Source organism: Aquitalea sp. ASV15 (assembly GCF_016429115.1).
Classification (GTDB): domain Bacteria; phylum Pseudomonadota; class Gammaproteobacteria; order Burkholderiales; family Chromobacteriaceae; genus Aquitalea; species Aquitalea magnusonii.
The window spans coordinates 31,635-53,227 of sequence record NZ_JAELTZ010000021.1 but is presented as its reverse complement, the minus strand read 5'-3'; the positions used below and the strand labels follow the sequence as shown (position 1 = coordinate 53,227).

The following is a 21,593-nucleotide window of genomic DNA, read 5'->3' as shown; positions in this document are numbered from 1 at the left end:
GAAACAATGGAAACGAAACAACTGGAGCGCTCGCTGACGCTGGGCTCCGTGGTGCTGTTCGGGCTGGCCTACATGACGCCCATCATCGTACTGGGGACCTTCGGCATCCTGGCGCAAATGACCGATGGCATGGTGCCGGCCTCCTATCTGCTGGCACTGGTAGCCATGCTGTTTACAGCTTACAGCTATGGCCGCATGGCGGCGGCCTTTCCGGTGGCCGGTTCGGCCTATACCTACACCCGCAAATCCATTCACGCCAAGCTGGGCTTTCTGGTGGGCTGGGCGGTGCTGCTGGACTATCTGTTTTTACCGATGGCCATCTGGCTGATCGGCGCGGCCTATCTGGCGGCGGCCTTTCCCGGCATCCCGATGGCGGTGTGGGTGATTGCCTTCATCGTGCTGACCACGCTGATCAACATTGTCGGGCTGAAGATGGCCAATACCGTCAACTACCTGATGATGCTGCTGCAATTCCTGGTGCTGCTGGCCTTCGTCGCGCTATGCATCCACTATGTGGCGGGCGATGCCAGCAAGCCCTTGTGGAATCTGGCGCCCTTCTTCCGTGGCGATATGAAGCTGCCGATGATCATGGCCGGAGCTGCCGTGGCCTGTTATTCCTTTCTGGGTTTTGACGCGGTCAGCACGCTGACAGAAGAAACCCGTGATGCACGCCGCACCATTCCGCGCGCCATCATGTGGATTACCATCATCGGCGGGCTGATTTTCGTGGTGGCGTCCTATTTTGTGCAGCTGGCCCATCCCTCCAGCCAGTTCAAGAGCGTGGATGATGCCGCGTTCGAGATTGCCAAGAATATCGGTGGCGACCTGTTTGCCAGCATCTTCCTGATCGGCCTGATCATCGGCCAGTTTGCCTCCGGCCTGTCGGCACAAGCCAGCGCCTCACGCCTGCTGTACGCCATGGGTCGCGACGCGGTGCTGCCGCCGTCCATCTTCGGCAAGCTGCATGCGCGCTTTCGCACTCCGGTCAACAATCTGCTGATCTGCGGCGTGGTAGCGCTGCTGGCGCTGAAGCTGGATGTCACCACCTCCACCTCCTTTATCAACTTTGGAGCCTTCCTGGCCTTCAGCTTCGTTAACTTGTCGGTGATTGCCCACTACTACGTGCATCAGCGTCGTCGTGCGCCGCGTGACTTCTTCCTGTTCCTGCTGTTTCCGCTGATTGGCATGCTGGCCGACCTGTGGCTGCTGGTCAGCCTGGATAGCCGTGCCATCATGCTGGGCCTGATCTGGCTGGCGCTGGGCATTGCCTACCTGGCCAAGCTCACCGGCTTCTTCCGCCGCGAGCCGCCGGAGCTGGACTTTGTTGAAGCCGAAGGCTGATTGCTGAGCTAGCAACGCAAAAAAAGCCCTGATTTCTCAGGGCTTTTTCTTTTGCATCAGACCTGCGCGGCTTACACCGACAGATAGGACGACTGCTTCAGACCGCGGCAGAATTCGGCAAAGAACACATTGCGCTCATCGCTGGACAGGTCGGCCGCACGGGCCTTCTCTTCGTAGCGGTTGAGGATTTCCTCCGGCGACAGGTGCACATAGCGCAGCATGTCTTCGATGGTGTCATGCTCCTCGACACCGGCAAACTCCAGCTGGCCGTTGTCGCGCACATAGACGTTGACCGAGTCGGTATCGCCAAACAGATTGTGCATGTCACCCAGGATTTCCTGGTAAGCACCCACCATGAACACGGCGATCAGGTATTCCTTGCCCGGTTCGACATCATGCACCGACATGCTGGATTCGATGCTTTGCTGGTCGACATACTGCTTTACCTTGCCGTCCGAATCGCAGGTCAGGTCTTGCAGCACGGCGCGGCGGGTGGGCTGCTCATCCAGCCGGTGTACCGGCATGATGGGCAGGATCTGGTCGATGGCCCAGGTATCCGGCAGGCTCTGGAACACCGAGAAATTGCAGAAATACTTGTCGGCCAGCTTGTCGGTCAGCTCGTCATACACCTGACGCTGCGAACGCTGGCTGGCTTGCAGCTGGCGATGCAGGCGACGGCACAGCGTGGCGTGCACGTCTTCGGCCATGGCCTTTTCCTTCAGCGAAATGCGGCCGGCGGAGTACAAGTCGGACACATCAGAGGCGTAATGGCTGGCACGGTAATAGATTTCCGTCACCATTTCCTCGTCGGTCAGTTCCATCAGCTCGAACAGCTTGCGCACCGGCTTGGCCAGTACCGACAGGTCGGCCACTTCCGGCACGCTTTCCGGCAGGCGCTCCACGTCGGTCACATTCATGATCAGCACCGCGTGGTGGGCGGTCATGGCGCGGCCGGATTCGGACAGGATGCGCGGATGCGGAATGCCGTTTTCGTCGCAGAACTCGGCCAGCATGGACACGATGACCTGGGCGTATTCGTCCATGTCATAGTTGATGGAGCTGGCATTGCGCGAATGGGTGCCGTCGTAATCCACGCCCAGGCCACCGCCCACGTCGACGTGGTCGATGGGCAGGCCCAGCGCACGCAGTTCGGCAAAATAGCGCACGGCTTCGCGGAAGCCGGCGCGGTAGTCACCGATATTGGCAATCTGCGAACCCATGTGGAAGTGCATCAGGCGCACGCAGTCGGACATGCCGGCAGCGGCCAGCTTGTCGGCAGCGGAAATCAGCTGGGCCGCGGACAGGCCGAACTTGCCCTTGTCACCGCCGGTATCCGCCCATTTGCTGCTGGCCAGCGAGGACAGACGCACGCGCATGCCCAGCATCGGGCGCACGCCCAGCTTCTGGCTTTCTTCGATGGCCAGGTCGACTTCGGATTCTTTTTCGATGACGATGAATACCTGATGGCCCAGCTTCTGGCCAATCAGCGCCAGGCGCACGAATTCGCGGTCCTTGTAGCCATTGCAGATGATGGTGCCGCCCTTGGGGGCCAGCGCCAGCACGGCCATCAGTTCCGGCTTGGAGCCGGCTTCCAGGCCGATGGACACGTCGCGGGTGGCGATGATGCTTTTCACCACCGCTTCTTGCTGGTTGACCTTGATCGGGTAGATGGCCGTGTAGCGGTTGCCGTAATTCTGCGTGGCAATCGCGCTGTCGAAAGCGCGGCACAGGCGTGTCACGCGGTCCTGCAGGATGTCGGGAAAACGCACCAGCAGCGGCAGGTCCAGTCCCTTGGCGCCCAGCTGGCGGCTCAATTCGTGCAAATCGATACGCGTGTCGTGGCGCACATTGGGTTGCACCTGAATGCAGCCATTGTCGCCCACGTCAAAATAACCCGCCCCCCAATGCCGGATGCCGTACAGGCTCCGGCTATCAGCCACAGTCCAAGCCATGAGATTTTCCCTCAATGATTCGATGGATAACCCCGCTCCTTAGTGCGCGGCTTTCGGGCTACAAAGCTTTTATGTGGGCCTGGGATGTCGGAGCGAAACAATTGATTGTCAGTGTTTTGCATTGCAAAACGAGCGCGGATTTTAACAACATCACGCTGCTTGACAAGTAAAAGTTTGATGACGCGGCGCTACGTGCATTTTTTTGGACAAGGCGCATGGCATGACGGCCTTTTATGGCCGGCAATAAATGGCAGATGTGCTGCTGGCAGGCCGCATGGATGGCATATCTTCCATTCTGCGCCGGCAAGCAGGCCGTGGCCGCACTGTGCAAGATTTTCAACATTCAGCGCCCTGCCGCGCAGCCTTGCCAGACGCGGCACAATGCGTCAGCAGGCCGGCAACAAGCGGCCTGGAGCAGGCAGCGGAAAGGCCAGGACAAGGCCAAGAGGCGTACCGCGCTCCTTATAGCGCATCCAGCATGCGGTAATAGGCCATGCCCAGCACCAGTGCCGGGGTGCGCAACAGCTTGCCGCCAGGAAAATCACGGTGCTGCAGCCGGGCAAACAGGTCGAGCCGCCCGGCCGTGCCGGCAATGGCTTCGGCAATCACTTTGCCAGCGATGCCGGTGACATTGACGCCGTGGCCGGAAAAGCCCTGCATATAGTAGATATTGCCATCCAGCCGGCCCAGGTCCGGCGCCCGGTTGACGGTGATGTCGCAGAAGCCGCCCCAGGCATAGTCCACTTTCACATCGGCCAGCTGCGGAAACACGCGCAGCATGTCCTGGCGCATGGCCGCCGCCAGATTGTGCGGCTGCTTGCCGGAATAGCTGACCTTGCCGCCAAACAGCAAACGGTGATCGGCCGACAGGCGATAGTAGTCGAGCACGAAATTGGTGTCGCACACCGCCATATTGTTGGCGATCAGGCTGGCCGCGCGCTCGCGCCCCAGCGCTTCGGTGGCAATGACATAGGTGCCGGCCGGCATGATCTTGCGCTCCAGCTGCGGCACCAGCTGGCCGATATAGGCATTGCAGGCCAGCACCACATGGTCGCAGCTGATGGTGCCATGCTCGGCATGCACCTTGGGGCGGCTGCCGTGCTCCAGCCGCAGGACCGGTGTCTGCTCGTAAATGCGCACTCCGGCGGCCTGGGCGGCCCGCGCCAGCCCCAGCGCATAATTCAGCGGGTGCAGATGCCCGGAGCGCGGATCATACAGGCCACCCAGATAACGCTCGCTGCCCAGCTGCTGTGCCAGCCTGGCCTTGTCCCACAGTTCCATGCCGCCATAGCCGTATTCTTCCTCGGCTTCCTGCTGCCACTCTGCCAGCTCCTGCATGTGGCGTGGCTTGAGCGCGGCATTGCAAAAGCCGCGGGTCCAGTCGCAGTCTATGCCATGGCGCCGGACACGGTCGTCGATGATGTCGACCGCTTCCACCGACATATCCCACATCACCCGTGCCAGCTCAGCGCCCAGCTGCTCGCGCAGGGTATCGATGCCGCAGGCATAGCCGGCAATCACCTGGCCACCATTGCGGCCGGAAGCGCCAAAGCCGATGGCGCTGCCTTCCAGCAAGGCCACCGACAAGCCGCGTTCGGCCAGGTTGAGCGCCGCCGACAAGCCGGCCAGCCCGCCGCCCACCACGCAGACATCAACACTGGCCGAACCCTGCAGCTCGGGGCAGGCCTGCCAGGCATGGGCAGTGGCGCAATAGTAGGAAGGTGCGTGCGGCTGTCGGGCAAAGCGGAGCATAAGGACCTCGCGAACAAGGAAAGGGCAGGATGAATCTGGCGATCTGGCCGGATGATGACCGGTGCGGACGGAAAAAGAGCGGACACTCTTGCGAGTCATCCGCTCCTGGCCTGTGCGGGAGCCATTGCCTCCCACTCACAACACCCCGGCAGCCGCGGTGCAGCCGCCCGGCTCAGTGGGGGCCGCTTACTGGGTCAGCACCACCGGCACGTCGGCACGCCAGCTGACAAATACCGGATCACCCCAGGTCGGGGCGGTTTCATCGGCATCGTACCAGCGCGAGGACGGCACCACGCTCTTGATGATCTTGCCGCTGGCCAGCTTGACGTGGAAGATGGAATAGCTGCCCATGTAGGCGATGTTTTCCACCACACCGGCAGCCATGTTCGGGCCGGCAGTCACCGGCTTGCGATCCAGGCGGACATCTTCCGGGCGCACACTGGCCCAGACATGCATGCCCTTGGGGCCGGTAATGCCGTGGTCGATACGCACCACGCCACCCAGTTCCTGCGAGGTGATTTCCACGCGGTCAGCCTCATCCACCGTCACCGCGCCTTCGAACATATTGGTTTCACCGATGAATTCGGCGGTGAAACGACAGTTCGGGTAGTCGTAGATCTCGGTCGGCGTGCCCACTTGCAGCAGCTTGCCTTCGCTCATGATGCCGATGCGGTCGGCCATGGTCATGGCTTCTTCCTGATCATGGGTCACCATGATGCAGGTCACACCCACTTTTTCAATGGTGTTGGCCAGTTCCAGCTGGGTTTGCTGGCGCAGCTTCTTGTCCAGTGCGCCCAGCGGTTCATCCAGCAGCAACAGTTTCGGACGCTTGGCCAGACTGCGCGCCAGCGCCACACGCTGTTGCTGGCCGCCGGACAGCTGGTGCGGCTTGCGGTTGGCGTACTTGCGCATCTGTACCAGATCGAGCATTTCATCGACACGGGCACTGATTTCAGCCTTGGGCAGCTTGTCCTGCTTCAGACCAAAGGCGATGTTCTCGGCCACGGTCATGTGCGGAAACAGGGCATAGCTCTGGAACATCATGTTGACCGGGCGCTCATAGGGCTCCAGACCGATGATGTCTTCGCCATCCAGAACGATCTTGCCCGAGGTCGGGGAATCCATGCCCGCCAGCATGCGCAGCAGGGTGGACTTGCCGCAGCCGGAACTACCCAGCAGGGCGAAAATTTCGTGCTGTCGAATATCCAGATCGACATGGTCAACGGCAACGTTGTCGCCAAACTTCTTTACCACTCCGCTGATGCGCAGATAAGGTTTGTCATTGGCTTGCACGCTCTGAACCTGCTTGGCAGCCTGTGCGCCCGCAACTGATTGAACCGGCTTATTGGCCGCTACAGCATCCGTCATGATTTTGCTCCCTCCAACTATTCCAGCCTTGGCGGCTGATTTCGCGTGTTCGCGACCTGATTATCGGGTCAGCTTCCAGAAAGGGCAGCCGGGCTGCTCTTTCCACTCGCACCTAATCCGCTTTCAAAACAATACCAGCACCCAACCCGGATGGGCAGTAGCCAGCAAGGAAAAAAGCGGGAAAAACGATCAAATCGGAAACGATATCATTTCGAGGAGGCTGGCAGAAACAGGCGTGGCCTGTGCTGTCGTCACGGACGGCAATATCTGGTGTCGCGTATTTCATGCTGGCTCCTCCCCTACTCTCCCGTACGCGGTGGGGTGGACAGGCTTTCCCGGCCAGGGGCAAATCGCTTGCGCCCTGCAGGAATGCCTGCACCGTCACCCAGAGCAGTCTTTGCCGCTGCTCTTTTGCTGGAGAGAAGCCTAGCTTACGTTTAATAAATTTGACAAGCCTCAAAACGAAACTTGATCAAAAGTGACACTGCAATGTGGCTTCCCAGCCTCACAGCGCCTTTGTTTTGGTAAAAAACCCGCTATGGCAAAAAATATTTGATACAAAACAGGCAAATTTCTGCTGTTTGTTTAATTGATCAAACGCCCGCTGGCCGTGAGTCGTGCGGAGCAGGCAGCAGATGCCGCCGCTCGACGAACAAGGAGCTGCCGGGCTGCTTTTTGGCCTGTTTCTTGGCCTCGGCGGTGGCCGAGCCGACTTCATAGTGAGTGGGGTACTGACCCGGACTCACCCGCACCACGCCCACCGACAGGCTGGTGAGCGGAAAACTCATCTGCTCGCCGTTGCGCCCGGTCATTTCAAAACCGCCGGCGCCCAGATGCGCGGGATCAAAAAAACTGCGCACACTGTGGTCGAAAGCCTGCAGCATGCCCTGCAATTTTTCTTGCCAGTCTGCCGACTGGAATAACAGCGCAAAATCATCGCCACCGACATGGCCGACGAAATCACGGTCCGGGTCGGCGCACTCCACCAGCAAACGCCCCACCAGCTGAATCATTTCATCACCAGCCGCATAACCGTACAGGTCATTGAAGGGCTTGAAATTGTCCAGATCGGCATACGCCACCACAAAAGGCAGCCGGGCTTCCAGCAGGCGGTCGATGGCCTCGGACAAGGGCACATTGCCGGGCAGCCCGGTCAGGGGATTGGCATAGCGGGCGGCGGAAATCTGCAGCTCGGTCATCTTGCGCATCAGGGCAAAACCGGTGCCCATGCCCAGATAACGGCCGTTTTCGGTAATGATGAAGCCATCCACCAGGTAGCGCTGCTCGGAAGCCACCACCAGCGCCGACAGCTCATGCACATTGATGTCGGCACTGACGATCAGCGGCTGCTTGTCCATCATCATGGTGCAGGGCTTTTTACCGTACAACTCGCGATTGAAAGGCTTGGCAAAACTTTCCAGCAGGTGATGGCGGCGCAGCAGGCCGATGGGCACACCATTCTCCACCACCGGAATGGCAAAGCGTGCCGGGTCGCTGGCAAATATCCGGTAAGCCGCCTCATTGGGCAGCTTGGGCTCCAGATAGGGCACTTCCTGCAGCAGGTCACGCGCCACGGCAGGCACTTGCCATGGCAGCCGCGGCCGGCTGCCCGACCAGGCCACTCCCTTGACATGAATTTGCAGATCCAGTGCGGGCGCGGCATTAGGGCGGGCCAGCAGATAGCCCTGGCCGTAACGCACGCCCAGCCGCTGCAGGGTGCGCAGCTCGGCCACGGTTTCGATGCCCTCGGCCACCAGCATGGCGCCCGACTGGCGTGCGATATCCACCATGGAGCGCACGAACTGCTCCTTGAGCGGATCCAGATGCAGCTGCTGGACAAAGTGTTTGTCCAGCTTGACGAAGTCCGGCCGCAGCTCCGACCACAGTCTCAAATTGGAAAAACCTTCACCCAGATCATCCAGCGCAATACGGAAGCCGTGTTCGCGGTAATGCTCGGTGGCACAGCGCAAGGCGGTATAGCAGCCACTGGGGGTGGTTTCGGTGACTTCGATGATGATGCGCTCGGCTGCCAGTCCAATCTTTTCCAGAAAGGCCAGCGTTTCGCCATGGCGGTGCTCAGGTGCCAGCAAGGTGGCGGGGCAGATATTCAGGAACAGCAGACCGGACAGCGCCAGCTCGACAAAGCGTTCCATGGTGACCTGGCGGCAGGTACGATCCAGCATCACCGTCATATTGCAACGCTCGGCCTGGTCAAACAGGCTGACCGGTGCATGCAGCGGGCTGTTGGACGGGCCACGGATCAGCCCCTCGTAACCGAGGATGACGCCGCTTTCCAGATCAACAATGGGCTGAAACACCGGCTGCAATCGCCGTTCATTGATGATCAGCTCCAGCTCCTGACAGCGGGAGGCAAATTGCTCCAGCTCCGCCACTTCCGTCTGAGACATACAGTTCATACCCGATTATCAAGCTATCCCGCCATGAGGCCAGCCAGCACTTTAAACTGCGCAAATGACAGTCTGGTTACCCGGACCACCAAGGGCAACGCAAAATAACCCTGCCAACTGGCCTGCCAGACACAATGCAGCCTAGAATGAAGCAGAGTCGACGCCATCCGGCCGCACTCATGCCAGCGGAGTCGCCCATGCCACATATCACGCTCAACGGACATTCACTGTTCTACGAACTGACCGGACAAGGCCAGCACACCCTGCTGCTGTTCAATGGCATCACCATGTCCACCCCCGGCTGGACCTTGATGACACCGGCACTGGAAAGCCAGTACCGGCTGTTGCGGCTGGATTTTCTCGGCCAGGGCCAAAGCGACAAGCCTGTGGCAGAAAAGTACACACTGACCGAGCAGGCCGACCTGGCGGCCGCCCTGCTGGATGCCTTGCAGCTGGAAAAAGTCTATCTGGTGGGCCTGTCCTATGGCGGCATGGTGGCGCAGCACTTTGCCCACCGCCATGGCCAGCGCTTGCACAAGCTGCTGCTGGCCGCCACCCTGGCCTGGTCGGACGAAGTCAACAACCGCATCAGCCAGAGCTGGATCGAGTCCAATGCCATCGGCGGCCTCGACTTGCGATACAGCGCCAGCGTGCCCTGGCTGTTTTCCAGCCGTTTTCTGGCCGCCAATGCCGCCATGCTGGACGACATGAAGCTAATGGCCGGCATGGTGGACTGGGATGCCGTGATCCGGCTGATCAATGGCGTCAGGGAGCACGATGCGCGCAACTGGTTGCAGCAGATCAGGCTGCCCTGCCACATCCTGCTGGGCGAAGAAGACCGCCTGACGCCGCTTTACCAGGCACGACTGCTGCAAGAACGCATCAGCGGTGCCACGCTGGAGCTGCTGCCGCATGCCGCCCATGTGCTGCATATCGAAGCGGCCGAAGCCTTTGTGCGCAGCATTTTCCGTTTTTGCCAGCCCTAGAGCGCCCTGCGCCACAACAACAAGAAATACCGAGGAGAACCTGATGGAAGAAGCCGTACTGCTCAAGGTCAGCCCGCAGGGCATTGCGACCGTTACCCTGAATCGCGGCGAATTGCACAATGCCCTGGATGACAAGATGGTGGAATTGCTGACCGCCACCCTGCAAACCCTGGCAGAAGACGACAGCATCCGCGCCGTCATCCTGACCGGCGAAGGCATCAGCTTTTCCGCCGGCCATGACAGTGCCTGGATGCGTCGCCTGACCGACTTCGACGAAGCCCAGCTGCGGCGTGATGCCCAGCGCCTGTCCACCCTGCTGGAAACACTGGACCACCTGCCCAAACCCACCATCGCGCGGGTACAGGGTTCGGCCTTCGGCATTGGCGCGGCACTGGTCGCCTGCTGCGATGTGTCCATCAGCGTCGCCGAGGCGCTGTTCTGCTTTTCCGACGTCAAGCTGGGCATCATTCCGGCACTGGCCGCACCGTATATCGTGCGCGCCATCGGCCCACGCGCGGCGCGGCGCTACTTTGTTACCGCCGAGCGCATCAATGCCGGCAAGGCGCGCCGGCTGGGACTCATCCACCAGACCGTGGAAAACGACGAGCTGGATGACGCGGTCGCTCACATGTGCCGCCAGCTGCTGCTGAACGGCCCGCATGCCATGATTGCCGCCAAACAGCTGATCCGTGACATCGAACACCACGACATCGGCCCGGAAGTGATCGCGTTGACAGTGGACCGCATCGTCGCCCTGCGGCGCAGCGAGGAAGGCCAGGAAGGGGTAAAGGCTTTTCTGGAAATGCGCAAACCCGGCTGGATAGACTGAGTTTGCCCAGATACGGCATCCGCGTTCAAATGCGCGGCATGCCGGCTGCAAGCCATGCGGGAATGGTTACAATCAGCCCTTCCCTCCGCACGGATAGCCCATGACCACCTCGCATTCTCGTTTTCTGCAGCATGTGCTGCAGCCGGCAGCGCTGGCGGAAACCAGCTGGACTCTGGCGCACGGTGTCACCGCCTGCTGGCATGATGACAGCGCGGTCGAACTACGCCCGGCCACACCCGCTACCAACTGCAGCTACATCCTGCTGTCCTGCGGCATACACGGCAATGAAACCGCACCGGTGGAAGTGGTGGATGGCATCCTGTCCGACATCGCCAGCGGCCGGCTGCACTTGCACCACCCCTTGCTGGTGCTGTTCGGCAATCCACAAGCCATGCGCTGCGGTGAACGCTACCTGGATTACGATCTGAATCGCCTGTTCAATGGCGCCCATCAGCCACACGCCGGCTTGTACGAAGCGGAGCGCGCCGCACTGCTGGAACAACACGCCAGCCGCTTCTTTGCGCAGGCCGGCCCGGAGCATGGCAAATTGCATTACGACCTGCACACCGCCATTCGCGGTTCGGTCTACGAAAAATTTGCCATCTATCCCTTCTTGCATCAGCGCCCGCACCAACGCAGCCAGCTGGCCTGGCTGAAACATTGCGGTATCGAGGCGGTGTTGCTGCACAGCAAGCCGGCCAATACCTTCAGCTATTACACCAGCCAGCAACATCAGGCCGCTGCCTTCACGCTGGAGCTGGGCAAGGCCAGGCCCTTTGGCGAGAACGACCTCAGCCGCTTTGCCGGCATCGATCAGGCCCTGCGCCAGTTGCTGGACAACAGCACGCCCGCCCTGCCCGACTACCGCGATGGCGACTACCCGCTATTCCGTGCCAAATATGATCTGATCAAGCACAGCGAAGCTTTCCGCCTGCATCTGGCTGCCAGCGTGGAAAACTTCACCGTGCTGCCGGATGGCATGCTGATTGCCGAGGATGGCGCACAACGCTATGTGGCCAGCGGTGGCGAGGAGCGCATTCTGTTTCCCAACCCCGGCGTCAAACCGGGCCTGCGTGCCGGCATCGTGGTGGAGCCGGCCATGCTCGCGGTCTGATAGTGCATCCAGCATGAAAACGGCCGCCCAAGGGCGGCCGATTTCTCACTGAGCGATGCGACGGGGCTCAGGACATCAGGACATATAGTTGAACAGCGACAGGCTGCTCACCTTGTTGTATACCAGCTGGCTGTATTTCAATGAAGTCTGGGTCTGGGTAAAGCTGGTGATGGCACTGGGCATGTCCAGATCCTGCAAATCACTGATGCCGGTCTTGTACTGCAAGCCAAGCTGGGTGCCCATATCCTGCACACTCTGGTTTTCCTGGCGTCGTGCACCAATCGAGGCAATGCTGGTCGCCAGGTTTTTTTGCGCGGAATCCAGTGCTGAGACGATATTCCCCATATCAGTGCTATAGGTGGCCGGCTTTGGATTTTGCGCCAAGAGATCATTCAGCGACTTCAAGGCATCAAACACGGCGGTGGCACTGCTGGCATTGCCAAACACATTGCTGCCGGCATCGGAAATCTGCATGCTGCGCGAGGAGCTGATGGGCACATTGCGCTGGCCGGTATCGCCTTGATACGTGGCGGTGTAAGTGGCATCCAGCACATAGGGAGGAGTATCCACCTTGTTGCCGCTAAACAGGTAATTGCCCTTGCCATCGGTCGCATTGGCATAACCGGTCATTTCGGCAATGCCTTCCTGCACCTGTTTCTGGATCATCAGCAACTGGTCCGAGGTCAGGACGGTATTTCCCGCCTGAATGGCGACCGCCTTGATGCTGGTCAGCAGGTTGGAGGCATTGGTCAGCTGGGATTCGGCCAGCGACAAGGTCGATTCCACCGCCTTGGTATTGGTGACAAACTGGGTATTCATGCCATCGGACTGGCTCAGCTGCAAAATACGCGCAGCGGCAACCGGATCATCTGCCGGAGTCACCACCCGCTTCTGGGTATCCAGCTGGGTTTGCAGGGTCTGCAACTGCGACTGCAGCGATTGCATGTCGTAGGTGCCGGTCATATAGGATGTTGCGGTACTGATTCTCATGATTCAACCCTCGCCTCAGCCGCCCATTTGCAGGATCTGCTGGAAAATGGTTTGTGCAATCTGCAGCACCTTGCCAGATGCCTGATAAGCCTGTTGGTACTTGATCAGGTCTGCTGCTTCCTGATCCATGTTCACGCCACTGACATTGGAACGGGAGGTCGTGGCCTGTTGCAGCAAGGTGGTCTGCGACGAAGAGGCCAGGCTCACCGTATTGGTGGCATTGCCCACATAACTGACGGTGGTGGAGTAATAAGTCTGGAATGACTGCAAGCCGCCATTGCTGCCGTTCTTGTTTTCATCCACGATCTTGCGGGTTTGCAACGCCATCATCTCGCCCAGATTATTACCATTACCGATGACCGCGGTGCCGACCGGCACCGGCGCGACATTGATGGTCATGCCAGCCTGTATCTGGCCGGATAACTGGAACTTGATACCCAGATCATTGGCCGGGGTGGCACTGTCCACCAGTTTGTAGCCGTTGGAAACCGTTGGATCCGGCACGACATTGAAGGTCTGCCCATTATCCGGCCCGCCGGTCAGCTTGGCCGTAATGCTGGTGGCGGTAGTGGCATTGATGGTCATGCCGGTCAGACCGGTAACCGGGTGCGTCGCGGTAGTCGGCGGCGTGGTGGTGCTGCTCCAGCCATAGGTGCCGGGCAGGCTGGCCCAGACGCCGGACAAGGTGACACCGGTGCCGGCAGGGCTAATGCCACCGGCACCCAGCTGCAAGGACGAAGATGCCGCGAGCTTGGAAGGATCTGCCAGCAGCAACTGCATATTGGCCACGGCATCTTGCGGATGCGTGGCATAGCTGGTCATGTCGGCAAAAATCTTCCCGCCCTGGTTGCCCGAAAGGTCACGCCCCAGCTGGTTCTGATAATTCATCGCCGTGGTGAAGTCGATGACCAGCGTACCCAGCTTTTGCTGGGTGGTCAGCAGGGTGCCGTCGCGGAAAGACATATAACCGGCCAATTGCCCGCCTGACAGTACCGAACTGGAAATCACCGTGGCAGTGCCATTGGGATTGGGATAGGTCACCTGCACATTCTGCGGATTGGCCGGATCGGCCTGGGTAGCCAGCTTGCTGGCCTGGTTCCCGATCACCAGTGCCTGACCATTGCCGACGAACACGCTATAGGTCCCGTCCGACTGTGGCACTGCTTTGGCAGTCACCAGCTTGTTCAGCTGCTCCATGACCTGGTCGCGCTGATCCATCAGGTCATTGGGCTGCTGCTGGGTATTACTGGCCGCCGCCGCTGCGATCTGATGGTTCAGATCAGCGATGTTCTGGGTCAGCGCATTGATGCTGGTGACAGTGCTGGTAATCTGCGAATTGGCCCCGGCCTGCATCTGGGACAGATTGTTGCCGATGGCAGTGAAGTTGGACACCAGCGCCTGCGACATGTTGACCACGGTCTGCCGGCTGGGAATCGACGACGGATCCTGCGACAGCGTCTGCAGGCTGCTGTAAAAACTCTGGAAAGAATTATTCAGCCCGACGGTCGGATCAGCCAGCAGATTGTTGATCTGGTTCAGCTGCGACAACTGGCTGGAATAGAAGTTACTGCCGGCCTGCGCACTCAATACTTGCGAATCGAGATACTTGTCATAAATACGGCTGACACCGGTGATGTCCACCCCCTGCCCCAGGTAGCCGAAGCCTTCCTGCTGCGGCATGCGCGCCGCCTGACTCAGCACCTGGCGGTTGTAGCCCGGAGTATTGGCATTGGAAATATTCTGGCCGACAACAGAAAGCGCAGTTTGTGCTGCATTCAGGCCGCTTAGGCCAATGGAAAAAATGTTTGAGCCCATTATCGCCTCTCTGCTGTTTTATCGACCGCAACTGCTGAAACTTTAATCAAGAGCGCACCGCCTGCTGTGCCAGCGTAGCGGCCACATCCACCAGTTTGCGCGCATAGCGCGGATCGGTGGCATAGCCGCCGTTTTGCAAGCCCTGGGCGAAACCCAGCACATTGCGGCCCTGATTCAATGCGGCCTGGTAGCGCGGCGAATTCTTCAGCATGCTGGCGTAATCACTGAAGGCATCGGCATACGAATCATAAGAGCGGAATTTCTCCACCTTTTTCTGCGCACTACCGTTCACATATTCGGTGGTGGTGATGCTGGTGGACTTGCCTTGCCAGTCACCGGTGGCCTTGATGCCGAACAGGTTGTGTGAATTGCTGCCATCCGCATTGCGAATGGCACGCTTGCCCCAACCGCTTTCCAGCGCGGCATGGGCCACCACGAACTCCGGTGCCACACCAAGCTGGGACGCTGCATTGCGGGCATGCGGCAACATGCCCTGGATGAAGCTCTTGCCATCGCTGACGACGGTGCTGTCTGCCTGTGCCGTGGCCAGACCGGCGCTGGCTGCCTCGCTCTGGGCGGCCTGATAGGCTTTCACCCCGCTCGACTGGCTAAAGCGGGTGGGCAGTACCGGGCTGCTGGCCGCCGGACGCAGCTTGCTGGCATCGCTGCCGGTATCAAAACCGGATTGCTTGGCGATCTGCTTGTACACCAGATCGGCAATTCCCATGCCGCCGGCACGGCTCAGCGACTGCACCATCTGCTGGTCCAGCATGCCGCGGTAGGTATCCATGGCGGAGTCGCCCTCGTCGTCAAACTTGGTTTCACGCATGGTTTTCAGCATGGTTCCCATCAGCAGGGCTTCGAACTGCGACGCCGCTTCCTTGGCCGCCCCCTTGGGGTCCTTGGCCATGCGCGAACGCAGGCTGGACATCTGGGTGGGATCCACCGCCAGCTGCTGGTTCAGGGCATCGTTTGCTGTATAGGTACTGGAAAACTGCGTCGTCATTCTTCACTCCTCCACCCGGCTAAAAGCAAGAAGCGGGCCAACGCAAAAGGCCCCGTCGACGGGGCCTTTTTCAGCAAGAAAAACCGGGCTCAGATGATTTGCAAATCAGCCTTGAGCGATCCGGCAGCCTTCATTGCCTGCAAGATGGAAATCAGGTCTTGCGGCGTGGCACCCAGTGCATTCAGTGCCGAGACAACCTGGTTGAGATTGGCGCTCTTGGCCACTTTCAGCACCTTGCCGCCATCGCTGGTGACGCTGACATTAGCCTGATTGGTGGCCACCGTCTGGCCACCAGACAGCGCAGGGGGCTGACTGACCTGCGGGTTGTTACTGATGGTGACGGTAAGGTTGCCGTGGGCGATGGCGCAGGGTTCCAGCTGTACCGCCTGGTTCATCACGATGGAGCCGGTCCGGGCGTTGATGATGACCAGAGGGGAAACTTCTGCCGGGTCGACGGCAAGATTTTCCATCCGCGACAGAAACTGCACGCGCTGGTTGGAATCGAAGGGCGCACGTACTTCCACCAGGCCTCCGTCCACCGCACGGGCGGTGCCACTGCCAAATGCCTTGTTGATGGCCTGGACCACCCGGTTGGCCATGGTGAAATTGGCTTCCTGCAATTCCAGATTGATGAATTCGCCACTCCCCAGCGCCGTAGGCACTTCACGCTCCACCGTGGCACCACCGGCAATCCGCCCCACACTCAGCTGGTTGATCTGGGCCTTGCTGCCACCGGCCGCTGCGCCTGCACCGCCCACCAGCACATTACCCTGCGCCATGCCGTAAATCTGCCCGTCAGCCCCCTTGAGTGGCGACAGCAGCAAGGTCCCCCCGCGCAGACTCTTGGCATCGCCAATCGAGGAGACGGTGACATCCAGCGCCTGGCCTTTACGGGCGAAGGGCGGCAAGGTGGCGGTGAGGCTGACTGCCGCCACATTCTTGGGGTCGACCTTGGTTCCGGGCGGAATCTGCACGCCCAGCTGGGTCAGCATGTTCGACAGCGACTGACCGGTAAACGGCGAGGATGTCACCTTGTCGCCGCTGCCATCCAGACCCACCACCAGGCCGTAGCCCAGCAATTGGTTGGAGCGCACGCCGGCGATATTGGTAATGTCCTTGAGGCGGTCGGCCGCCAGCGCCTGCCCACCCAGCATCAGCAGCAATGCTGCCAGCAATAGTTTGTTCATCATGTCATCCAGCCCGAGCCGCATCGTCAGATGGGGATGATGCTCAGGAAAAATTTGGCCAGCCAGCCCGGCTCGTTGTACAGACGGTTATTACCCTTGGTTTCCTGCTCGATGCGGGCATCGGCCACCTTGAGCGAGGATACCGAGCGGTCGGCCGCGATATCACGCGGATTGACCACTCCGGACAGGCGGATGGATTCGGTATCGCCATTGATGCGCACCACTTTTTCACCACTGACCACCAGATTGCCATTGGCCAGCACTTCGATCACGGTCACGGTAATGGAGCTGACAAAGGTGGTGGCCACCTGGTTGGTGCCCTTGCCGGTATTGTTGGCCGAGCCGCTGCCGGTTATGGAAGCGCCGACACCCTTGCCCAGACTGCTAGGCACAAACGGCAGCTGGATGCCGCTGGACAGGCTTTCATTGAGCGCGGAAGAACGGGTGGCCGTGGTTTGTTCCGACTGCGAGGTGGAGGACTTTTCCTGAATCGAGATGGTCAGCGTGTCGCCCACCAGTGCCGGCATCTTGTCTTCGAACATGGCACGGTAACTGCCCGCTTGGAAGATAGAACCATTGGCCGGCAGGGTATTGGCTTGCGGTTGCGGCCGCGCAGTCATGGGCAGGGTCACCAGCGGCGGCTCCTGCGCCGCACAAGCGGCCAGCAGCAATGCCAGCATCCCCGGCATCATCCATTTCAGCATTTTCATTCCGCCCTCCTCACACCGCCAGCCGGCCATCAAGCAAAAACTGATTTTAGCGTTTAAATACCACCAGCAGAACCGGCAGCTTACATCTGCGTCAGCTTCTGCAGCATCTGGTCGGCCGTGGTGATCGCCTTGGAGTTCATTTCAAACGAACGCTGGGCGGTAATCATGTTGACCAGCTCCTCGGTCACATTGACGTTGGAGCCTTCCAGAAAACCCTGCATGACCAGACCACGGCTGTCCGTACCCGGATCGCCATCCTGCGGATCGCCGGAGGAGGCACTTTGCAGGTACAGATTATTGCCGACACTTTCCAGACCTTGCGGATTGATGAAGGTCGTCAGCTGGATGGTGCCGGCGGTTTGCGGTGCCGGATTGTTGGGCAGGAAGTACTGCACCACACCGGCGGTGGAAACGGTAATTTGCGAAGCCGTGCTGGGGATATTGATATTGGGGTTGAGCTGATAGCCATCCGAGGTGACGATGTCACCACTGGAGTTGCGCTTGAACTCACCATCACGGGTATAAGCCGTGGTGCCATCCGGGCGCAGGATACGGAAAAAGCCATCGCCGGTAATCGCCCAGTCCAGTGGCTGGCTGCTCTGCGTCATATTGCCCTGGGTGAAGTTCTTGGCGGTAGCCACTGCCGTGGCACCAGTACCAACCTGCAAACCGGTGGGCGTGGTGCTGCCATCTGCCAGCTGCGCACCCGGCTGGCGCAGGGTCTGATAGTAAAGATCTTCGAACACAGCGCGCCCGCGCTTGAAACCCACGGTGTTGACGTTGGCCAGGTTGTTGGAAATGACATCCAGATTGAACTGGCTGGAGTCCATCCCGGTCTTGGCAACATAAAGCGCACGCATCATGGCGGTGTTTCCTCAGAATTCTTGATTTGTTATGAGTATGGGAGCAGCCGGGCTTAGCCCATGGCCAGCAGCTGGGTGGCTTTCTGATCGTTCTGATCAGCATTGGTCATCAGCTTGATATTCATGTCGTACTGGCGACCGTGGGAGATCATCTGCACCAGGCTTTCCACCGCGTTGACATTGCTGGCTTCCAGCGTTTCCGGCACCAGTTTGACCGAGGTGTCGGCCGTGGCGGTATCGCCACTGTTCATGCGGAACAGCCCGTCCGGCCCCTTGTACACTTCCTTGGTAGCGGGATTGACCAGCTTGATCTGCCCCAGCAGTTGCGGGGTACGGTCCTTGCCGTTTTGCGGCACGCCGACAACCGAACCATCCTGACCCAGCTGCACCTGATAGCCGGTCGGCACGGTAATCGGGCCGCCATCCCCGGTGATGGGCAGGCCACTGCGGGTGCGCATCATGCCATTGGCGTCCAGCACGTAGCCGCCATCGCGGGTATAGGCTTCACTGCCATCCGAGGCCTGCACGGCGAAGAAACCGGGCGAACCCAGGGCAAAGTCACTGGGGCTGCCGGTATGCATCAGGCTGCCCTGGCTCATGTCATGGCCAATGGTGTTGTCCACCACATAAGTACGGGTCGGCGCACCGGGGCCCACTACCGGCAGCGCACGGAAGGAGGCCAGGTCGGCCTTGAAGGCATTGGTATTGGCATTGGACAGATTATTGGCCGTGGTGGCTTGCTGCAAATCGATGTGCTTGGCACCGGTCATGGCCAGGTACAGCATCTTATCCATTGCTTCCCCGCTTCCTTAGGCTGATCTGGCTGACATCAATCACAGATTGATGATGGTCTGCATCAAGGTGTCTTCGGTCTTGATGGTCTGGGCATTCGCCTGGTAGAAGCGCTGCGCGGTAATCATGTTGACCAGTTCCGCAGTCAGGTCGACGTTGGAATCTTCCAGTGCCTGCGACTGCACGGTACCGGCATTGCCGGAACCCGGGGCATTGTAGGCTGGCACGCCGGATTGCAGGGTCTGCTGCCAGCGGTTGCCGCCTTCATTTTGCAGGCCTTGCGAGTTGGTGAAGGTGGCCAGTGCCACTTGCCCGATGACTTTGTTCTGACCATTGGAAAAGCTGGCCATGATATTGCCGTGGGTGTCGATATTCATGCTGCTCAGCGTACCCGGGGCATAGCCATCCACTGTTTCGGTCGGGGTACCGGAAGCCTGCGCCACCTGGGTGGAACCGGTGTAATCCACGGTAAAGGTTACCGGTGCCGAAGAACCATTCACCGGCGTCGGGGAGAAGGTGACACTGAACGGTGCGATAGGCGTGGGAGGTGTGGTAGATGTAGTAGTGATCAGATTACCGGAGGTATCGTAGTTCATCGTGTAGGTATTGGTGCCGCTAGCCGGACTGCCATCGACATAGGCGGTTACCGTCCACGGCGTGCCGGTGGCGGTCGGCGTGCCCTTGACGTAGTACAGGGTCAGGTTGTGCTGATTACCCAGGCTGTCATACACCTGCGCGGCATTCGACCAGTTGAAACTATTGGTATTGGTCGGATTCAGCGGCGTCACCGTAGGGGCACTCAGGCGAGAGTCCAGATTGACCCCCATGGAGACCTTGGTAGTCGCTGCCGGCGAAATCAGGTTGGTTTGCAGTTTCAGGTCGGTTACCGGGCCCTGGGTCACCACGCCATTATTGGCCATCCAGCCTTGCAGGCGGTCGTTGCCATTGACGATGTAACCATCCTTGTCCACCTGGAACTGGCCATTACGGGTATAGGCCAGCGAGCCGGTGCTGGAGGTCGGGTTCTGCCGTACGATGAAAAAGCCGTTGTTATTGATGGCAAGGTCCAGGCTGCGACCGGTCGGGGTAATGTTGCCCGCGCTAAAGGACTGGGTGACTCCACTCACCTGCGAGCCGATACCGGCGCTGGTATTGGCCACACCATAAAAGCTGGTGGAGAACAGATCGCCAAACTCGGTGCGCGAACTCTTGAAACCGACGGTGCTGGCGTTGGATACGTTGTTACCGATGGTATCCAGCTGTGCAGACGCCGAATTCAGACCGCTCAAACCTTGTTGAAAACCCATGACACTACTCCCCGAAACCTGTTTGCGCTAATGACTTTTGATTAAGACAACTGGGCAATGCTGGCCAGCCCGACGCTGCTGCCGTCTTTCATGATCAGCTGCGGCGTGCCGCTGGCCCAGCTGACGGCAGTGACCGCCTGGTTGGCATACGGCGTGGCCGTTACCGCAGTACTGCTGGCACTGGTGGCCTTGGCGCTGAACGTGTATTTGCCGCTGGGCAGCTGGTTGCCGTTGGCATCCTTGCCGTCCCAGTTAAAGGAATTCAGACCGCTGCTGGGGCTTTTCACCGTCAGGGTATCCACCACATTGCCATTGGCGTCGGCAATGCTGACGGTGTAGTCGGTGGCAGCGCCACTCAGATTGACCGCACCTTGCACATTGGAACCGCTGGTCAGGCTCAGCGCATTGCCCGGTACCAGTGCCTGCTTGCCAATCATGGTGGCGGCCATCAAAGACTGGTTGGCGGCTTGCGATTGCACCAGGCTCTGCATGGCGGTGTTAAGCGTCTGCATGCCGGATACCTGGCTGATCTGCGCCATCTGGCTGGTGATCTGGCTGTTATCCATCGGATTCATCGGGTCCTGCGCCTGCAACTGCGTCACCAGCAGCTTGAGGAAGCGATCCTGGATACCCTGTGCGCTGGTATCAGTATTGGCATTGGTCGAGCTGGTGCTGCTGCCAGATGTGCTGGAGCTGCCGTTCAGCATCGCATACGGATTGGTCGAGGAATTAACCGAGCTGGTCATGGCTGCTGCCTTTCATCACTGTCCAAGCTGCAGGGTCTTCTGCAGCAAGGTTTTGGCGGTATTCATCATTTCCACATTGGTCTGATACGAGCGCGAGGCGGAAATCATGTCGGACATTTCCTCGACCGGATTGACATTGGGCATGTTGACGTAGCCCTTTTCGTCCGCCAGAGGGTTGCTGGGGTCGTACTTCAGCCGCGGCGGGGTCTGGTCTTCCACGATGGAAGTCACCCGCACCCCAGCCACTTGCGGCTGATCGGCGGTGACCGGCAGCGCGGTAAACACCACGTGGCGGCCCTTGTAAGGCTGACCGGTGGAGCTGGTGGCGCTTTCCGCGTTGGCGATATTGCTGGCCACCACGTTGAGACGCATGGACTGGGCTGTCAGTGCCGAACCGGAAATGGCAAAAATATTAGCGAGCGACATG

General features: G+C 59.6%; 19 protein-coding genes. 4 read left to right on the top strand and 15 right to left on the bottom strand.

What is annotated here, in order from left to right; genetic code table 11:
- Positions 1-6: 6 nt before the first annotated feature.
- Positions 7-1,341, top strand: coding sequence for an APC family permease (locus JHD64_RS11445; protein ID WP_199053302.1), 1,335 nt, complete (start codon positions 7-9; stop codon positions 1,339-1,341).
- A 71-nt stretch (positions 1,342-1,412) separates the two neighbouring features.
- Here JHD64_RS11445 and speA read toward each other — a convergent pair whose 3' ends face one another.
- The 5 genes from speA to JHD64_RS11420 all read right to left on the bottom strand — a co-directional run bounded on the left by speA (position 1,413) and on the right by JHD64_RS11420 (position 8,821).
- Positions 1,413-3,293 carry an arginine decarboxylase gene (speA, locus tag JHD64_RS11440; protein ID WP_199053301.1) on the bottom strand — a complete coding sequence of 627 codons (1,881 nt, stop codon included), beginning with the start codon at positions 3,291-3,293 and terminating at the stop codon, positions 1,413-1,415.
- 462 nt (positions 3,294-3,755) lie between these two features.
- A complete protein-coding gene (locus JHD64_RS11435; RefSeq protein ID WP_110313495.1) occupies positions 3,756-5,045 on the bottom strand; it encodes an FAD-binding oxidoreductase in 1,290 nt (429 codons plus the stop codon).
- 186 nt (positions 5,046-5,231) lie between these two features.
- Entirely contained in the window at positions 5,232-6,413 is a 1,182-nt protein-coding gene (locus JHD64_RS11430; protein WP_110313494.1) for an ABC transporter ATP-binding protein, read from the bottom strand.
- A 112-nt stretch (positions 6,414-6,525) separates the two neighbouring features.
- On the bottom strand, positions 6,526-6,699 hold the full coding sequence (locus tag JHD64_RS11425) for a hypothetical protein (RefSeq protein WP_158527737.1): 174 nt from the start codon (positions 6,697-6,699) through the stop codon (positions 6,526-6,528).
- 307 nt (positions 6,700-7,006) lie between these two features.
- A complete protein-coding gene (locus JHD64_RS11420; protein WP_199053300.1) occupies positions 7,007-8,821 on the bottom strand; it encodes a GGDEF domain-containing protein in 1,815 nt (604 codons plus the stop codon).
- A 197-nt stretch (positions 8,822-9,018) separates the two neighbouring features.
- Between JHD64_RS11420 and JHD64_RS11415 the strand changes: the two genes are divergently transcribed.
- The 3 genes from JHD64_RS11415 (at position 9,019) to astE (ending at position 11,750) form a co-directional block, all read left to right on the top strand.
- Complete coding sequence (locus JHD64_RS11415) at positions 9,019-9,807, top strand: alpha/beta fold hydrolase (protein ID WP_059285856.1); 789 nt, start codon at positions 9,019-9,021, stop codon at positions 9,805-9,807.
- Positions 9,808-9,850: 43 nt separating this feature from the next.
- Positions 9,851-10,636, top strand: coding sequence for an enoyl-CoA hydratase-related protein (locus JHD64_RS11410; protein WP_059285857.1), 786 nt, complete (start codon positions 9,851-9,853; stop codon positions 10,634-10,636).
- 100 nt (positions 10,637-10,736) lie between these two features.
- Positions 10,737-11,750 (top strand): succinylglutamate desuccinylase, encoded by a 1,014-nt coding sequence (gene astE, locus JHD64_RS11405; protein ID WP_199053299.1) that lies wholly within the window; start codon positions 10,737-10,739, stop codon positions 11,748-11,750.
- A gap of 75 nt (positions 11,751-11,825) precedes the next feature.
- Here the strand turns inward: astE and flgL are convergent, their stop codons facing one another.
- The 10 genes from flgL to flgC form a co-directional block, all read right to left on the bottom strand.
- Positions 11,826-12,740, bottom strand: a complete 915-nt coding sequence (flgL, locus tag JHD64_RS11400) for a flagellar hook-associated protein FlgL (RefSeq protein WP_059285858.1) — start codon at positions 12,738-12,740, stop codon at positions 11,826-11,828.
- A 15-nt stretch (positions 12,741-12,755) separates the two neighbouring features.
- On the bottom strand, positions 12,756-14,555 hold the full coding sequence (gene flgK, locus JHD64_RS11395; RefSeq protein ID WP_199053298.1) for a flagellar hook-associated protein FlgK: 1,800 nt from the start codon (positions 14,553-14,555) through the stop codon (positions 12,756-12,758).
- 46 nt (positions 14,556-14,601) lie between these two features.
- Complete coding sequence (gene flgJ, locus JHD64_RS11390; protein ID WP_199053297.1) at positions 14,602-15,561, bottom strand: flagellar assembly peptidoglycan hydrolase FlgJ; 960 nt, start codon at positions 15,559-15,561, stop codon at positions 14,602-14,604.
- A gap of 89 nt (positions 15,562-15,650) precedes the next feature.
- Positions 15,651-16,748, bottom strand: a complete 1,098-nt coding sequence (locus JHD64_RS11385; RefSeq protein ID WP_199053296.1) for a flagellar basal body P-ring protein FlgI — start codon at positions 16,746-16,748, stop codon at positions 15,651-15,653.
- Positions 16,749-16,774: 26 nt separating this feature from the next.
- Complete coding sequence (locus JHD64_RS11380; RefSeq protein WP_199053295.1) at positions 16,775-17,458, bottom strand: flagellar basal body L-ring protein FlgH; 684 nt, start codon at positions 17,456-17,458, stop codon at positions 16,775-16,777.
- A gap of 80 nt (positions 17,459-17,538) precedes the next feature.
- Positions 17,539-18,321: a flagellar basal-body rod protein FlgG gene (gene flgG / locus JHD64_RS11375; RefSeq protein WP_059285862.1), complete on the bottom strand. Its 783-nt coding sequence runs from the start codon at positions 18,319-18,321 to the stop codon at positions 17,539-17,541.
- Positions 18,322-18,374: 53 nt separating this feature from the next.
- Positions 18,375-19,115 (bottom strand): flagellar basal body rod protein FlgF, encoded by a 741-nt coding sequence (locus JHD64_RS11370; protein WP_199053294.1) that lies wholly within the window; start codon positions 19,113-19,115, stop codon positions 18,375-18,377.
- Between the two features lie 39 nt (positions 19,116-19,154).
- Positions 19,155-20,420 (bottom strand): flagellar hook protein FlgE, encoded by a 1,266-nt coding sequence (flgE, locus tag JHD64_RS11365; protein ID WP_059285864.1) that lies wholly within the window; start codon positions 20,418-20,420, stop codon positions 19,155-19,157.
- 41 nt (positions 20,421-20,461) lie between these two features.
- Complete coding sequence (locus tag JHD64_RS11360) at positions 20,462-21,166, bottom strand: flagellar hook assembly protein FlgD (protein WP_082693428.1); 705 nt, start codon at positions 21,164-21,166, stop codon at positions 20,462-20,464.
- Positions 21,167-21,181: 15 nt separating this feature from the next.
- On the bottom strand, positions 21,182-21,592 hold the full coding sequence (flgC, locus tag JHD64_RS11355; RefSeq protein ID WP_059285866.1) for a flagellar basal body rod protein FlgC: 411 nt from the start codon (positions 21,590-21,592) through the stop codon (positions 21,182-21,184).
- Between the last annotated feature and the right edge of the window lies 1 nt (position 21,593).